Annotated in this window: 14 protein-coding genes; 7 read left to right on the top strand and 7 right to left on the bottom strand. The window is 71.7% G+C overall.

The genetic code is table 11. The features are described 5' to 3' along the window. Positions 1 to 11 precede the first annotated feature (11 nt). Positions 12 to 623, bottom strand: a complete 612-nt coding sequence (locus NHL51_RS00715; RefSeq protein WP_434141027.1) for a GNAT family N-acetyltransferase — start codon at positions 621 to 623, stop codon at positions 12 to 14. After that, positions 620 to 1,567, bottom strand: a complete 948-nt coding sequence (locus NHL51_RS00710; RefSeq protein ID WP_434141026.1) for a UTP--glucose-1-phosphate uridylyltransferase — start codon at positions 1,565 to 1,567, stop codon at positions 620 to 622. Before NHL51_RS00710 ends, NHL51_RS00715 begins: the two co-directional genes overlap by 4 nt. A 96-nt stretch (positions 1,568 to 1,663) precedes the next feature. On the opposite strand from NHL51_RS00710, the gene NHL51_RS00705 reads away from it, so the two are divergent. After that, positions 1,664 to 2,281, top strand: coding sequence for a 5-formyltetrahydrofolate cyclo-ligase (locus NHL51_RS00705; protein ID WP_434141025.1), 618 nt, complete (start codon positions 1,664 to 1,666; stop codon positions 2,279 to 2,281). A gap of 11 nt (positions 2,282 to 2,292) precedes the next feature. Then, positions 2,293 to 2,631 (top strand): FmdB family zinc ribbon protein, encoded by a 339-nt coding sequence (locus NHL51_RS00700; protein ID WP_434141023.1) that lies wholly within the window; start codon positions 2,293 to 2,295, stop codon positions 2,629 to 2,631. Positions 2,632 to 3,041: 410 nt separating this feature from the next. Here the strand turns inward: NHL51_RS00700 and NHL51_RS00695 are convergent, their stop codons facing one another. From NHL51_RS00695 to NHL51_RS00680, 4 genes are all read right to left on the bottom strand, one after another. Then, a complete protein-coding gene (locus NHL51_RS00695) occupies positions 3,042 to 6,770 on the bottom strand; it encodes an AAA family ATPase (protein ID WP_434141022.1) in 3,729 nt (1,242 codons plus the stop codon). A gap of 133 nt (positions 6,771 to 6,903) precedes the next feature. Next, entirely contained in the window at positions 6,904 to 7,293 is a 390-nt protein-coding gene (locus tag NHL51_RS00690) for a cupin domain-containing protein (protein ID WP_434141020.1), read from the bottom strand. Between the two features lie 66 nt (positions 7,294 to 7,359). Then, the gene (locus NHL51_RS00685) at positions 7,360 to 7,572 is read right to left on the bottom strand and encodes an HPP family protein (protein WP_434141018.1); all 213 of its coding nucleotides are present in this window, start codon (positions 7,570 to 7,572) and stop codon (positions 7,360 to 7,362) included. Positions 7,573 to 7,581: 9 nt separating this feature from the next. Further along, the gene (locus NHL51_RS00680) at positions 7,582 to 8,358 is read right to left on the bottom strand and encodes a CYTH domain-containing protein (protein ID WP_434141017.1); all 777 of its coding nucleotides are present in this window, start codon (positions 8,356 to 8,358) and stop codon (positions 7,582 to 7,584) included. A 40-nt stretch (positions 8,359 to 8,398) separates the two neighbouring features. On the opposite strand from NHL51_RS00680, the gene NHL51_RS00675 reads away from it, so the two are divergent. The 5 genes from NHL51_RS00675 to NHL51_RS00655 all read left to right on the top strand — a co-directional run bounded on the left by NHL51_RS00675 (position 8,399) and on the right by NHL51_RS00655 (position 13,384). Beyond that, entirely contained in the window at positions 8,399 to 8,965 is a 567-nt protein-coding gene (locus tag NHL51_RS00675; RefSeq protein ID WP_434141015.1) for a hypothetical protein, read from the top strand. 254 nt (positions 8,966 to 9,219) lie between these two features. Beyond that, positions 9,220 to 10,164 (top strand): helix-turn-helix domain-containing protein, encoded by a 945-nt coding sequence (locus NHL51_RS00670; RefSeq protein ID WP_434141013.1) that lies wholly within the window; start codon positions 9,220 to 9,222, stop codon positions 10,162 to 10,164. 45 nt (positions 10,165 to 10,209) lie between these two features. Next, entirely contained in the window at positions 10,210 to 10,848 is a 639-nt protein-coding gene (locus NHL51_RS00665) for a TetR family transcriptional regulator (protein ID WP_434141011.1), read from the top strand. Continuing rightward, positions 10,845 to 11,729, top strand: a complete 885-nt coding sequence (locus tag NHL51_RS00660; protein WP_434141009.1) for an ATP-binding cassette domain-containing protein — start codon at positions 10,845 to 10,847, stop codon at positions 11,727 to 11,729. Before NHL51_RS00665 ends, NHL51_RS00660 begins: the two co-directional genes overlap by 4 nt. Continuing rightward, positions 11,726 to 13,384, top strand: a complete 1,659-nt coding sequence (locus NHL51_RS00655; protein ID WP_434141007.1) for an ABC transporter permease subunit — start codon at positions 11,726 to 11,728, stop codon at positions 13,382 to 13,384. Before NHL51_RS00660 ends, NHL51_RS00655 begins: the two co-directional genes overlap by 4 nt. Positions 13,385 to 13,399: 15 nt before the next feature. On the opposite strand, the gene NHL51_RS00650 is transcribed toward NHL51_RS00655, so the two are convergent. Next, a complete protein-coding gene (locus NHL51_RS00650) occupies positions 13,400 to 14,164 on the bottom strand; it encodes a formylglycine-generating enzyme family protein (protein ID WP_434141005.1) in 765 nt (254 codons plus the stop codon). Positions 14,165 to 14,219 lie beyond the last annotated feature (55 nt).

Genomic DNA, 14,219 nt, shown 5'->3' with positions numbered 1-14,219 from the left:
CCGCGAAGCGGTCAAGATCGGTGCGCGAGCCTCCCGAGCATCCCGCCGTCCGCCTCGTCGCGGGTCACCGCGAAGCAGTCGTGATCGCGCCATGCGCCGTCGATGTGGATGTAGGCGTGGCGCCGCCCCTCGTAGCGCAGCCCGAGCTTCTCGACGACCCGGCGCGAGGCGTCGTTCTCGGGCCTCAGGCAGATTTCGATGCGGTGCAGGCCGAGGTGCGAGAACGCGTAGTCGATGGCGAGCGCGACAGCCGTGGGCGTGATGCCCCGCCCCGCGACGCTCTGCGCCACCCAGTAGCCGATCTGCGCCGAGCACAGCGCCCCGCCGCTGATCTCAGAGATGCTCAGCTGCCCGACGACCGCGTCGTCGTACGTCATGACGAGCGGTACGCCGCGGCCGGTGCGCAGCTGCTTGCGCATGGCACGGATGGTGGGGCGCATCGACACCGAGCCGGGCTCGATGCCGCGGCCCGACGGGTGCGTCGCCTCCCACCGCACGAGCCACTCGCGGTTCTCGCGCAGCAGTCGTTCGAGCGCGGCCGCATCCGAGACCCGGATGAGGCGCAGGCCGATACGGCCCTCGCGCATCGGCGGGGGCGGTTCGAGCGGGCGCGGGGGCGTCACGATCGGTGCTGCGGCTCCGGGGCCTCGGCCGCGCGGCGGGCGCGCAGGCGTTCGGCGAAATCGAGCACCCAATCGCCGACCTCGTCGCCGATCTCGGGATGATCGACGCCGAGCAGCACGTTCGCCTTGATCCAGTCGGCACGGTCGCCCGTGTCGTAGCGTCGGCCGCGGAAGACGACGCCGTAGACGGGGCCATCGCCCTTGCCCTCGGCGAGGTGGTTGAGCGCGTCGGTGAGCTGGATCTCGCCGCCACGCCCCGGCCCGAGGTCGTCGAGGATGTCGAAGATCTCGGGGCGCAGCACGTAGCGGCCGATCACCGCGAGGTTCGAGGGCGCGTCGGCCGCGGCCGGCTTCTCGACGAGGCCGGTCACCCGCACCACGTCGGGGTCGTCGGTCCTCTCGACCGCGGCGCAGCCGTAGAGGTGGATGGCGCTCTGCGGCACCTCCATGAGCGCGATCACGGTCGCGCCGCGCGCATCGTGCTCGGCGATCATCCGGTCGATCAGCGGGTCGCGGGCGTCGATGAGATCGTCACCGAGCAGCACCGCGAACGACTCGTCGCCGACGTGCTGCCGTGCGCGCCCGACCGCGTGGCCGAGGCCGAGCGGCTGCCCCTGGCGCAGGAAGTGCACGTCGGCGAGCTCGCTCGCCTCGTGCACCTTGTTGAGCTTCGCCTCGTCGCCCTTGTTCGCGAGCGTCGATTCGAGCTCGGGCACGCTGTCGAAGTGGTTCGAGAGGTTGCCCTTGTTGCGCCCGGTGATGACGAGCACGTCGCGCAGGCCCGCCGAAACGGCCTCCTCGACGACGTACTGGATCGCCGGCTTGTCGACGATCGGCAGCATCTCCTTCGGCATCGCCTTCGTCGCGGGCAGGAAGCGCGTGCCGAGACCAGCGGCCGGGATGACGGCCTTCGTGACATTCGTCGATGCTGCATTCTGAGACATGTAACCTCCGGAATCTCGCGGGCTGATACCCACACCATATTCCATAGGAATGACATGGCTCGCGAACGGACTGCCCGGCGGCCTATCCTGAGGCATATGGAGGCACCGGAACCCGCCGCACCGCCCGAACCGTCGTTCGTCGCCGAGAAGCGCCGCATCCGCGGCGAGGTGCGACGGCGCCGGCGATCCCTGTCGCCCGAGCAGCGGCTCGCGGCGGCCGCCGGGCTCGCGGAGCACCTCGCGCGGCTCGTGCGCGAGACGGGGGCGCGGTCGCTGTCGTGCTATCTCGCGATGCCGGGCGAGCCCGACACCGCCGCGTTCCTCGAATGGGCGACGGGCACGGGCCTCGATGTACTGCTGCCGAAGTCGCTCGAGGGCCACCGGCTCGGCTGGATCAGGCCCGACGGCCGCGGCACCGTCGTCGGCGCCCACGGCATCAGCGAACCGATCGGCGAACTGCTGCCGGGCACGGCGGTCGGCGCTGTCGACCTCATGCTCATCCCGGCCTCGGCGGTCGATCTGCGCGGCATGCGCATGGGGTGGGGCCTCGGCTACTACGACCGCTGCATCGCGTCGCTCGAGCGGCGGCCCCCGATATTCGCGATCGTGCACGACGACGAGGTGCTGCCCGAGATCCCTGCGGAGCCCCACGATTCTCCCGTCGACGGCGCGGTCACCCCGAGCCGGGTCATCCGCTTCGCCCCGCGGGGGTAAGATCTGAGATCGTGCCTACCTATGCCTATCGCTGCGCCGATTGCGACCATGCCTTCGACATCTACCAGTCGTTCTCGGACGACGCGCTGACGATCTGCCCCGAGTGCGGCGGCACGCTGCGCAAGGTGTTCGGCTCGCTCGGCGTCACCTTCAACGGGTCGGGCTTCTACCGCACCGATTCGCGGGCCGGGTCGGGGTCGGGCTCCGGGTCGGGGTCGGGCTCCGGTGGTTCGGGCTCGTCGTCCTCGAGCGCATCCGGCCAGGGATCATCGAGCTCATCGTCGGGCTCGTCTTCGGGCTCGTCATCGTCGAGCTCCGCTTCCTCGGGCCCGTCGAGCTCAGCCTCCTAGCGAGCTGCTTCCCCGGCGCCACTCCGCCCGTGCCACTTCCCCGCGCCATTCCCCGCGCGAGTGTATACCTCCAGAGCGAGCGTGCAGCGCGATCACGGCATTCCGGGTGCACGCTCGCACTGCACCTGCACACTCGCGCCGTCAGGGATCGCCGCGCCCGCCGCTACCCCCAGTGCGGCGGGCGGTCGCGCTTGAGCCGCGCCTCGTTCTCGCCGGCCGCGCGCTGCGCCGACGGCTCGCCCCAGCCCTCGGGGGCGTCTTCTGCCGCGCGCGAGTTCAACGGATGCCGCGACGGCGACGGGTCGACACCCGCAGCGGCGGGCCTCGTCGCACGGCGATGAGACCCGCGGCGCCGCGCAGACCGCTCCTCGGTTTGCGCGGCAGGCTGGGGCTCGGGCGCTGACCCCGCTTCACTCACCCGCGGTCACGACCTCGGGTTCGCACCCGATGATGCGCGCGATACGATGGGCGACCTCGTCGGGGTCGGCGAACAGATCGAAGCTGTGCACGCGGTAGTAGTGCCAGCCGAGACGGCGCAACACCGCCGGTCGCAGCCGCAGCGAGTCGCGCAGGCTGTCGCCCTCGCCGAGGTCGATCTCGACGGCGATGGCGCGCTCGCCGAACGACGCCGCGAGCGGGATCACTCCGCGATAGTCGAGCGTGACCTCCAGGCCGAGGTGCTCGAGCCGGTCGGCGAGCTCGCCGATCATCGGGTCGCGCTCCGCCGGCAGCGACAGGGGCTCGGGTTCCGGGTGCTCGAAGGCGAGCAGCTCGGCGAGCTCGATGACGCCGTGCTTGATGCGGTTCGCGTCGAGGTCTTCGGGCTTGAAGCAGCTGACGATGGTCATGGCGCGGCGGGCGCGGGTGATGGCGACTGCGAGCAGGCGCTCACCGCCGGGCCGGCCCAGCGCACCGAAGTTCGAGAGCACACGGCCGTGCGGGGTGCGGCCGTAGCCGATCGAGAAGATGACGCGGTCGCGACTCTGCGCGGTCGCCTGCTCGAGGGTGAGCACCGCGAACGGTTCGGCGCGGGCGCCGAGCAGGAAGTCGCGGTACTGCGGGAACTTCGAGAACGCCTGCAGCACGGCCTGGTAGACGCGCACGGAGTGGCGCGCGCTCGCAGTGATGACCATGAGCGACTCGCCAGCGCGCTCGCTCGCGTGCTCGAGCACGAGCTGCACGACGCGGTCGACCTCGGCGTCGGTGCTCTCGACCGCGCCCGACTGCTGGTCGGGCAGGCCCTGACCGCCCGGCACGAACTCGTAGGTGAGGCTCGAGTGGCCGAGGAAGCTGCCGGCCCACGGCAGCGACTGGATGGCGCCGTCGTAGAAGCGGGTATTGACGAGATCGGTGAGGTCTTCGCCGCCGGCGCGGTAGCTGCGGGTGAGCGAGAGCGTCGGCAGCACGGCCTCGAGCTGCGCGAAGGTCGACGCTGCGTGCATCGCTTCGACGTCTTCGTTCTCGCTCGGGCCGGTGTCGCCGACCGAGACCGCGAAGGGCGCGGGGCTCTGCGTCACCGTGTCGCCGAACGCGACGACCTGCGATGCGCGACGCAGCGCGCCGAGGTTCTCGACGAGGGTCGTGGCGCCGGCGTCGACGATGAGCGCGGTGTCGAAGCGCAGCGAATCGGGCAGCTGCGGCACCTCGTAGGGCGACATCATCCACACGGGCGCGAGCGAGCCGAGCAGGTTCGGGGCGCGCTGGGCGAGGGAGCCGATCGAGGCGTAGCCGCCGCGCAGCACCTCGCGCAGGGCGAGGGCTTCCTGACGGTAGTCGAGCACGGCGACGCGCCAGGCGTCGGCGAGGGTCGCGGCGAGGCCCGCGCCGTTCGCGCCGGCATGGGCGTCGTCGACGAGGCGGAAGTCGGCTTCGAGCCGTTCGAGCACGCTCGTGTTCGCGCTGAGCAGGGCCTGGTTGGTCTGCAGCATGCGTTCGAGCGCCGACTGCCACCAGGCGAGCTCGAGCTCGGCGGCAACGTCTTCGGCGGGGATGTGGCGCGACGACAGGTCGTCGAGCAGCGGTTCGAGGCCCTGGGCGCGCAACCGCTCGACGATCGCGGTGCGCTCCTGGATGTTCTGGAGCACCTCGGATTCGCGCGAGAGGTCGGCGATGCGGTTCGCGAGCGCGCCGAGCGAGAGGTTCTTCATGCGCTCGGATTCGTGCGCGGTGCCGAGCACCCGGTCGAGCTCGTCGAGATCCTGGTAGGCGGCCTGGAAGGCGACGACGACGTCGGAGATGCCGAGCGGCACCTCGGGGCGGGCGCCGGCGATGGCCGAGTAGCGCTGCCAGAGCACGCGCTGCTGCTGGATCTGCACGAGACGCGAATACATGTCGCCGACGGTGACACCGGGGCGCACGTACTCGCGCGCGAGCTTCTTCAGGCGGCGCTTGTTGGCCGAGGTCATCTCTTCGTTGCCGCGCGGGGCGTGGGCGGCGATGACTTCGGTGAGGGATCGGTCGTACACCTCGTGCGTGAAGCGGTCGAGGGTGTCGCGCACGCCCATGAGCAGGCGCAGGTAGATGCCGAGCTCGGCGATGGTGGCGTAGGGACGCATCGGGGTCTGGCCGATGACCTCGTTCGCCATCGAGATGAGACGGGGCAGCTGCGACTCGCCGAGGTCGACCGCGAGGCGGTACGCCGTGCGGGCCTCGTCGGTGCTCGCGAAGTCGACGCCGTACCACGGCGAATCCTCGGGGCCGTACTGGAACTGGCCGAGACGCGCGACCTCGGTCAGCGACTCGGCGACCGAGCTGCGGTCGAGGGTGAGCCGGCTGAGCGCTTCGTCGTCGAGGCGCACGGTGGTCGCAGGCGGCTGTTCGCCGAGCGAAAGCGTCGTGAGGCGGCGCAGCGCGTCGAGCGGCGACGCGCCGAAGCGCTCGTCGGGGGTCTCGAGCGCGGTCTGGTAGTCGAGCAGCACGCCGCGCAGGCGCACGAGCGCCTCGTCGACCTCGCGCATCTGCTCGGGGGCGGCGTTCTCGTTGCGGCTGATCGACTCGACGAGGTTGCGGCGCAGGCGGCTCGGAGTGACCGCCAGTCCGGGCAGGCCCGCCCGGGTGAGCCGGTGCGTGATGCCATCGAGCGTCGCACGGCGCGGCGAGACGACGAGCACGCGCTTACCCGCGCGCACGAGGTTGCCGATAGCGTTCACGACGGTCTGGGTGCCGCCGGTGCCGGGGAGCGTGCGCACCGCGATCGAGTGGCCGGCGTCGATCTGCGCGAGCACGTCGTCCTGTTCGGCGTCGGCGTCGTAGAGGCAGCGATCGGTGTCGGGCGCGCGCTCGTCGGCGGGCAGCGGGCTGGCCGGGCGGTACGCCTCGGCGAGGCGCTGCTTCGCGGGCTCGTTGCCGCACACGGCTTCGAGGATCGGCTGGTCGAGATCCCGGGCGTCGGCGACCATGCCCTGAGACACGTTGTGGAACGACGAGACCACGAGCCTCGGCTGCACCATGAAATCGGGGACGCCGGCGACCATCTGGCGCAGGCGGTCGATCACGGGCTGCGGCTTGAAGACTCCCTCGGACTGCGACAGCTCGATCAGCGATCGTGCATCGAGCGTGATGCCGAACTGCTCGCGCAGGGCGCGGATCAGTTCGGAGTTGACGACCGGGAACTGCTTCAGCTTGAGTTCGTAGTCGCGGCCGTAGCGGCGGATCGCGAGCGGGCGCAGCAGCACCGGCGCGCAGAAGTCTTCGCCCTCGTACGACCACTTCGCGATGCCCACGCCGAGGTTGACGGTCTCGAGCCCGCGCACGGTGCGCATTTCGATCGCCTTGTCGGTGACCCGCCCGGCTGCGGCGCGCGCGTGGCGCAGCGCCAGGTCGTCGCGGATGAGGGCCGACAGCAGGATCTTGTTGCCGGTGATGAACTGGGGCAGCCCTCCGGGGTGCGTGGTCGAGAGCTCGATGCGGTTCGCGGGCCGATCGTCGAAGTGCAGGAGCGGGTTGCGCCCGCCGATGCCGGCGAGCTCGCGCCGCCACTTCGAGTGCTCGTCGGCGTAGGAGTCGACGAGCGAGACGGGGCCGGTGAGGTGCGCCGTGAGGTCTTCGGGAGGCGCCGCTTTCGGCGATGGATCGGGTGCGGTCGCGAGGGCGCCCTCGTTCCGAGGCTGCTCAGCCTCGGTCGCCGTCTGATCCGGCATTCCCTTGTCGCGACCATTGGCATTGTTCTGCCGTCGCCGATCTACGCTCCACACACGGCCACCATATGCGCAATGGCCGGGATTCAGCGCAACTCGCCCGGAGTTTCGTCGCGAGACTCGGGGAGTTCGAAGGTCACGCCTCGGCGATGTACACCTTGCGGATGTGATCCTCGACCGTCCATCGCGTCTGCGTGCCCGCGACGAGGCGCATCGTGTCGCCCGGGCCGACCTCGATCGCGGTGCCCGCGGCGACCGTGCCGTTATCGATCTCGGGGCCGCCGAGCAGCTCGATCGTCGCCCCGCCCGAGAGCACGACGAAGAACTCGTCGACCTCGGTGTCGGTCACGACGCCGCCGCGCAGCTCCCAGATACCGAGCGCGGCACCGGCGATGCCGCCGAGCTCGAGCGTGCCCTGGCGGGGCTCGCCCGACACCACGTCGGCAGCGGGTACGGCGTCGAGCGCGACCTCGGCCGCGATACCTCGTACGACATCGTTGCGCCCCTCGGGCAGCAGTGCACTCACAGCGATCTCCTCAGATCTGTCGGTTCGTTCCCGCGACACCTGCACGGTGGTCGGCGGCGGTTCGGGTCAGCGGCCCGGCGGCGGTTTCATGATGGCGCCCGTGGCGAGCCCCATCGCGACGCCCGCGGGCAGCCACAGCCAGAATTCGGTCAGCAGGCTGAGCACGAGACCGACGACGGCGCCCATGACGAGGCCGACGATGATCTGCTTGCGCCGGGCCTTCGGGTCGACCTTGTCGCCGCCCCGGGCATCGCGCCCGCCCTTGCGGTTCGTGCTCATGGCTCCAGCCTAGCGGGGCGCTGGGTCGTTCTGCGCGTCGGCGGCGAGGCCGGCTGCGAGGTCGTCGGCCTCCATCGCGCGCAGACGAGCGAGCGTCGCGTCGTCGGCGCCCGCGGCCAGCGCCCAGGGCACCAGGCGGCCCGTCGCCCGGGCGATCTTCGCGGGGCTGGGCGACGCCGAAGCTCCAGCCTCGCAGAGCAGCGCTTCGAGCACGTCGAGCAGTGCGGTATCTGCACCGGGCACGAGCTCGGCTTCCCATTCCCGCCAGGCGCGGTGCGCTCCGGTGCGCAGGTCATGCGTGCGCACCCGGTCGTCGACGAGCTCGATTACGGCGGTCTCGGCTCCGCCGCGCGGCGGAACATCGGGAATTCTGGGAGCACTGGGAGTACTAGGAGCACTGTGCAGCAGCACGACAGTGCGCTCGGTGCGCAGCTCGGCGAGCGGTGTCAGCTCGGGCTCGGCGCCGATGCGCCGAGCGACCTCGTCGCGCAGACCGGCCGGCATCTCGTCGGATTCGGGCCACTGGAATTCGTGGGCCCCGGTCCGGTTCTTGTGCTTCAGATGCCAGCCGGCATCGGGACCGCCTTCGCGGCGGCGCAGCGCGAGCCGGTGCTGCGCGAGGTCGCCGTGCTCGGTGTCGTAGTAGACGGCGCGCAGTGCGAAGGTGCGCGGCTCGGCGGCGGCGAAGCCAGTGGCGGCGAGCGCGGCGGCGTCGGGCAGTGCGAGCGCGGTCGGTACCTCGTACTTGCGTTCGATCTCGATGGACTCCGTCGGGCGCTCGTTCATGCCACCGATTCTACGGCGCACCCGGAGCTACACTGGCGTGGTGCAGCAGGAGGCGGATCTCGAGGCGGCGGCGGCCGAGGCGGGCGACGCGTGCCGCGAGGCGGCCGCGGCCCTGAGCGCTGCAGCGGTCGCCCCCGAGGCGCTCGCCGAGTATGTCGAGACGCGGCGGGTGCTGCTCATTTCGCGCCCCGCTCGAATGGTGCCGCTCGGCGAAGTCTGGCGGTTGGGGTCACTGCTGCTCGGCACCGATGCGCGCCTCTACGCGCTGGGCCGCGCGACGCGGGCGGCGGAGCGGGGGCGCCCCAACTACCAGTCGGTCTCGCGCGAGGAGCGGCGCGAGATCGCGGCCGCGGCGCTGCGCGGCGGCTATGCGGCCGGCGCACCGGTCAATTACGATGCCCGGGAGCTGCCGCTCACCCCGGCCGGGGTCTCCGGTCTCGCCTCCGCCGACCCGATCGGCGTCGCCCCGACCGGTGCCGGAGATGGCGCCGCAGCCGTCGTGCGGGTGCGGTGGCGCGCGGGCGCTCCGCTCGAGGGGGCGCCGTCGCTGCGCGCGTATCTGCGCGAACGGGTGTCGCTGCTCGTGGCGCCGGAGTTCACCGACTGAGCTCGGAGGGGAAGAGCGGCAGCACCCGCCGGAAGCGCTGATTCGGGGGGAAGCAGCGCTGCCGACGGGCCCTGCCTGCACCGAGAGTAGATTCTCGGCGCAGGCCCCCGAACGGTTCTGCGCATATCGGGAGGGCGCTGCGGAAATCGCCAGAACAGTCCCTGATTGCGCAAGAATGACTCATTCTGCGCACGCATCGGAGCCCCGCTCGCGCACCATGGTGAGATTACGCATAGGAGGGGAACATCGCACGCATGGGAGAGATACAGAAGAGTCGGCGGAACGCGCATTTCCGCTACTTTCAGAACCGCGAGTACTGGCATCGCTCGTTCAAGCTGCACGGCGCAGGCGACCTCGCACCGGGCAGCCCGGTGAGCGAGTACCTCGCTGCCGCGAACTTCCAGGTCACGGGCTTCAGCGGGACGCAGGCGACCCGTATGCAGGTGGCGCAGCTCGCCGACATCACGATCGCGCACGCGCACGCACCATCGGGCACCGCCCTCTGGCCGCGAGATGAGATCTCGCGGCACCGAGCGGCGCTCGTGCTCAGCCCGAACGGCGACGTCTCGGTGTCGGGCGCGGGGGTGCTCACCCGCTCCCCCGGCATCGCTCTCATCCCGCCGGGCATCTCCGAGGTGGAGTTCGCTCTCGAGCAGTCGAGCAACGAGCTCGTCTTCATCGGCATGTCCGCGAGCCTCATCGCCGATATCCCGCTCCCCTCGACGACCGACGGCGAGCCGATCGACGCCGGAGTCGTCGACGGCGCGTTCCGCATGCTCACGGCCCTCGCGCAGTCGGCGCGCCGGGAGCCCACCGGCCCGCCCCTCAGGCACGCGGTCGCCGAGATGACGCGCTCCATCGTGCATCTGATGCGGCAGGGGTCGCCGTTGTCGCAGCCGCTCTTCGATCGGGCGACCGAAGCGATCCTGCTCGACATCAGCAACTCGAAGCTCAGCGCCGACACCCTGGCCCCGAGGCTCGGGGTCTCGGCGCGCAGCCTGCAGCTCGAGTTCCAGCGGCACGGCACGACGGTGCAGCGGCACGTACGCGGGTTGCGCGGCGCCGCTGCGACGCGGATGCGGCGCGAGAACGTCGAGATCGATGCGACGACGCTCGCGCAGACGTTCGGCTTCGGCTCGAAATCCGCGCTCTACCGGGCGCTCGCCGAGACCGCGGGCGGCGCCGCCTCCTCTCCGTAACCTTTCCTGATTGCACAAACGTATAAGGAGTTATACGTTCGTGTCATGACGGATGATCGAACGGCCAGAGCGAAGCTGCGCGACGCGGCGATCGAGATCGTCGCCGAGGGGCACTCGCGCGATCTCACCGCCCGCGGCGTCGCCGAGCGCGCCGGGCTCTCGGCCGGGCTCATCAGACACCACTTCGGGTCGATGGCAGCGCTGCTGACCGCTTGCGACGACCATGTGGCCGCGGCGATCAGGCGAATCAAGGAGAGCGCGATCCGCGAAGCCCCCGGGTTCGATGCGCTCACGGCGATCCGTGCGAGCGGCGACCCGCACCTCATGGGGTATCTCTCGGCCCGCGTCGCCGACGACAGCCCGCTCATCGACCACCTGGTCGACCTCATCGTCGACGATGCTTCGGCCTATATGGCCGAGGGCACCGAGCTCGGCATCTTCGCTCCGACCGCTGACGAGCGGGCCCGCGCGGCAGTGCTCACGGTGTTCGCGCTCGGATCCCTGTCGCTGCACCGCCACCTGAAGCGCCTCATGGGCGTCGACCTGCGCGCCGCCGACCTCACCGCCCAGCCCGGCTTCGCGCGCTACCTGCGCACGCAGATGGAGATCTTCGCCGGCGTCGCGACCCCCGACGCCGCGGCCCGGTACGGCGCCGCGCTCGATGGACTGCAGGAGGAACCATGAATCCGATCGAGACCGCAGGACTCGCCAAGCGGTACGGCGCGTTCACAGCGCTGAACGACCTCGACCTCGAAGTACGCGCGGGCGAGGTCTTCGGCTTCCTCGGGCCGAACGGCGCGGGCAAATCGACGACGATCCGGTTGCTCATGGGCGAACTGCGACCGACCGCCGGCACCGCCGCGGTGCTCGGCGCTCCGCCGCGCGACGTCGCGCACCGCAGGCGCCTCGGCTACCTCCCCGCCGACCTCGCGCTGTGGCCAGCGATGACCGGCCGCGAGACGCTGCGGTTCTTCGCGGAGCTGCACGGCGGTGTCGACCGGCGCCGCATCGACGGCCTCGCCGAGCGCCTCGACGCGAACCTCGACAAGCGCGTCGGCGAACTCTCGACCGGCAACCGTCAGAAGATCGGCCTCATCGCCGCGTTCATGCACGACCCCGAACTGCTCATCCTCGACGAGCCGAACGCCGGGCTCGACCCGCTCGTGCAGCACGAGTTCTGGGCGATGATGCGCGAGGCCGCCGCCGACGGCCGCACCGTGTTCCTGTCGAGCCACACGCTCGCCGAGGTCGAACGCGTCGCCGACCGCGTAGGCATCATCAGGCGCGGCTCCCTCATCGCCGTCGAAGAGGTCGCGGCGATGCGCCGCAAACGGATGCGCCGCATCGAGATCGAGTTCGACGGGGCGCTCGCCGCCGACGATCTCGCCAGCGTCGCGGGGGTGCGCGATCTCGAGGTGCTGTCCGACCACGTCGAGCTGCACTTCGACGGCGACATGGCGCGGCTGCTCGAGGCCGTGACCGCTCGGGCCCGGCTGCGCGACATCCGCACGCAGGAGGCGGAGCTCGAGGACATCTTCCTCACCTACTACCAGGAGGTGTCATGACCGCCGCGGCGGCCCGGGCCGCGGTGCTGCGCCGGGGCCTCGCCTCGGGTTGGAAAGGGCTGCTCATCGCGACTGCCGCGGTCGCCGCGATGCTCGCGCTCGGCCTCGCTGTCTACCGCGACATCGATCTGACCCTCTACGAGCGGCTGCCCGAGGCGGTACGCGCACTCGCCGGCATCCCCGCGCACGCCGACGCGTCGCTCATCGCCTACAACGAGATGCTCGCCTCGATCGGCGCACTCGCCTTCGTCGGGGTCGCCATCTCGATCGGCGCGCGGGCCGTCGCCGGCGAGGAGGAGGCGCGCACGCTGCACCTCGCGCTCGCCCGGCCGATCTCGCGCACGGGCTACGTCGCCGGACGGGGCGCGGCGATGATCGCCCTGATCGTCGCCGGCGGGGCGCTGCTGTGGGCGGTCGCCGAGATCGCACCGCGGGTGCTCGGCGCCGAAACTGGCGACGCGCACCTCTTCGCCCTCGTGGCGCACCTCACGGCCGCCGCCGTCTTCCACGCGTCGCTCGCGTTCGCGGTCGGGGCGGCGACGGGCCGCAGGGCCGCCGCGGGCGGGGTGGCCGCGGCCGTCATGGTGCTCGGTTGGCTCGGCGCCGGGCTGCTGCCGATGTGGCGCGAGGGGGCGGCCGACTGGATCCCGTGGTCTTGGTTCAACGGCGCGACGCCGCTCGTGAACGGTGTCGACGGCGCGCGTCTCGCACTGCTGCTGGGCGGAACCCTCGTGCTGCTCGCCCTCGGCGCGCTCGCCTTCCGCGCGCGCGACCTGCGCCTCACCGCCGGCACCCCGTCGCTGCTGGAACGGCTGCGCGCCATGCCTCGGGTCGGCAGGGTGCTCGCCCCGACCGGGCGGGGCTCGTCGTTCTTCGGACTGCGTCTCGCCGCCGAGCAGATGCTGCTCGCCTACGTCGTGTTCGTCGTCGGGCTGCTCATGGGGGTCTCGATGCCCCTGCTCTATCGCTCGCTGAGCCGCCTCATGGGCGACTTCGCGGCGACATTCCCGCAGACTCTCGCCGATCTCTTCGGCGGCGGCAACCTCGGCACGGCCGCCGGGTTTCTGCACCTCGAGATCTTCGGCATGGTCGCGCCTGCTGCGGTGATCCTCGTCGCGACGGTCGCCGCGTCGTCGGGCATCGGCGGCGAGGAGCGCGCGCGACGCATGTCGCTGCTGCTCGCGCAGCCGATCTCGCGCTCACGCGTCTACGGCACCGTCGCGGCCGCCACGGCGGTCGCAGTGCTCGTCGTCGCCGTCGCGCTCTTCCTCGGCAGCTGGGCGGGCATCGCGATCGCCGGCATCGACGTCTCGATCGCGCACCTCGCCGGCGTCTGCGCATTGCTGACGCTCACCGGCTGGTGCTTCGGCGGGCTGGCGCTGCTCGTGACCGCCGCGACGGGGCGCGCTCCGCTCGCCGTCTGGGCGACGGCCGGTGCCGCGGTGGCGTCGTACTTCGGGTACACGCTGCTGCTCGCATCGGGCCACGGGGATGCGGCGTGGTGGTCGCCGATGCGCGCCTATCTGGCCGGGCCGCCCCTCGTGCATGGCATCGCCTGGTGGCAGCCGGTCTGGCTCGCCGTCGCGGCCGTCGCGCTCACCGTCGCAGGCCTGCCGCTCTTCTCGCGGCGCGACCTGCGCCTCTCGGGCGGGTAGGCCCGGCGGCGGCCGTCACGGTCGGGCGCCGCGCGGCGTCCAGCCCGATGGCAGCGGGCCGCCGATCGCGGCGCGCTCGCGATCGGCTTCGGCCGACCAGCCCTGCACGACGGGGCCCGGCGCGAACGCCCCGCGCGCGAGACGCAGCCCGACATCCGGGTGGCTCATGCCGGGAGCGCCGCCGCGGCGCGTCGACGCGCGCACGCTCCAGGCCTCGTCGGCGAATCCGCCACCGCGGAAGACGCGGTAGTCGCCGTACCGGGCGGGGTCGAGCAGATCCCAGCACCACTCCCACACGTTGCCGAGGGCGTCGAAGAGGCCGAAGCCGTTCGGGCGCTTCGCGCCGACGGGGTGCGGCGCATCGACGCCGTCGCGCGACGTCCAGGCCACGGTCTCGAGCGGCGCGTAGTGGGGGCCGCTCGTGCCGGCCCGGCAGGCGTACTCCCACTCGGCCTCGGTGGGCAGCCGGTAGCCGTCGGCGCCGACCCGCCAGCTCACGTCGTCACCGTCGAGAGCATACGCGGGCGCAAGCCCTTCGACGGCGGATGCGGCGTTGCAGAGCGCGATCGCATCGCGCCACGAGAGGTCTGCGAGCGGCACCTGCGGGTCGATCTCGGCGCTCGGTACCGGCCGCGCGGTCAACTGCGCGTGCTGCTCGAGGGTGACCGGCACCCGCGCGATCTCGAACGGTTCCAGCCGCACGGTCCATCGGCGCTTCCGCCGGGCATCGTGCAGCTCCACTTCGCCCGCGGGCAGGGAAACCAGGTCGATGGGCGGCACGTCCCCATCCTCGCACGGCAGCGCGGGCAACGGGCGGATGTTACGACAGCACGGA

Source organism: Leucobacter sp. gxy201 (genome assembly GCF_051043335.1).
Lineage (GTDB): Bacteria > Actinomycetota > Actinomycetes > Actinomycetales > Microbacteriaceae > Leucobacter.
Note: the sequence above shows the minus strand (reverse complement) of the source record. Positions and strands in the feature narration are given on the sequence as shown.

What these genes read in the sequence shown, in the direction of transcription:
- NHL51_RS00685 (WP_434141018.1), bottom strand. Translation starts at nt 7,572, where the DNA reads ATGAGCACGAACCGCAAGGGCGGGCGCGATGCCCGGGGCGGCGACAAG.
- NHL51_RS00705 (WP_434141025.1), top strand. Translation starts at nt 1,664, where the DNA reads ATGGAGGCACCGGAACCCGCCGCACCGCCCGAACCGTCGTTCGTCGCC.
- NHL51_RS00655 (WP_434141007.1), top strand. Translation starts at nt 11,726, where the DNA reads ATGACCGCCGCGGCGGCCCGGGCCGCGGTGCTGCGCCGGGGCCTCGCC.
- NHL51_RS00665 (WP_434141011.1), top strand. Translation starts at nt 10,210, where the DNA reads ATGACGGATGATCGAACGGCCAGAGCGAAGCTGCGCGACGCGGCGATC.
- NHL51_RS00660 (WP_434141009.1), top strand. Translation starts at nt 10,845, where the DNA reads ATGAATCCGATCGAGACCGCAGGACTCGCCAAGCGGTACGGCGCGTTC.
- NHL51_RS00670 (WP_434141013.1), top strand. Translation starts at nt 9,220, where the DNA reads ATGGGAGAGATACAGAAGAGTCGGCGGAACGCGCATTTCCGCTACTTT.
- NHL51_RS00680 (WP_434141017.1), bottom strand. Translation starts at nt 8,358, where the DNA reads ATGAACGAGCGCCCGACGGAGTCCATCGAGATCGAACGCAAGTACGAG.
- NHL51_RS00710 (WP_434141026.1), bottom strand. Translation starts at nt 1,567, where the DNA reads ATGTCTCAGAATGCAGCATCGACGAATGTCACGAAGGCCGTCATCCCG.
- NHL51_RS00695 (WP_434141022.1), bottom strand. Translation starts at nt 6,770, where the DNA reads ATGCCGGATCAGACGGCGACCGAGGCTGAGCAGCCTCGGAACGAGGGC.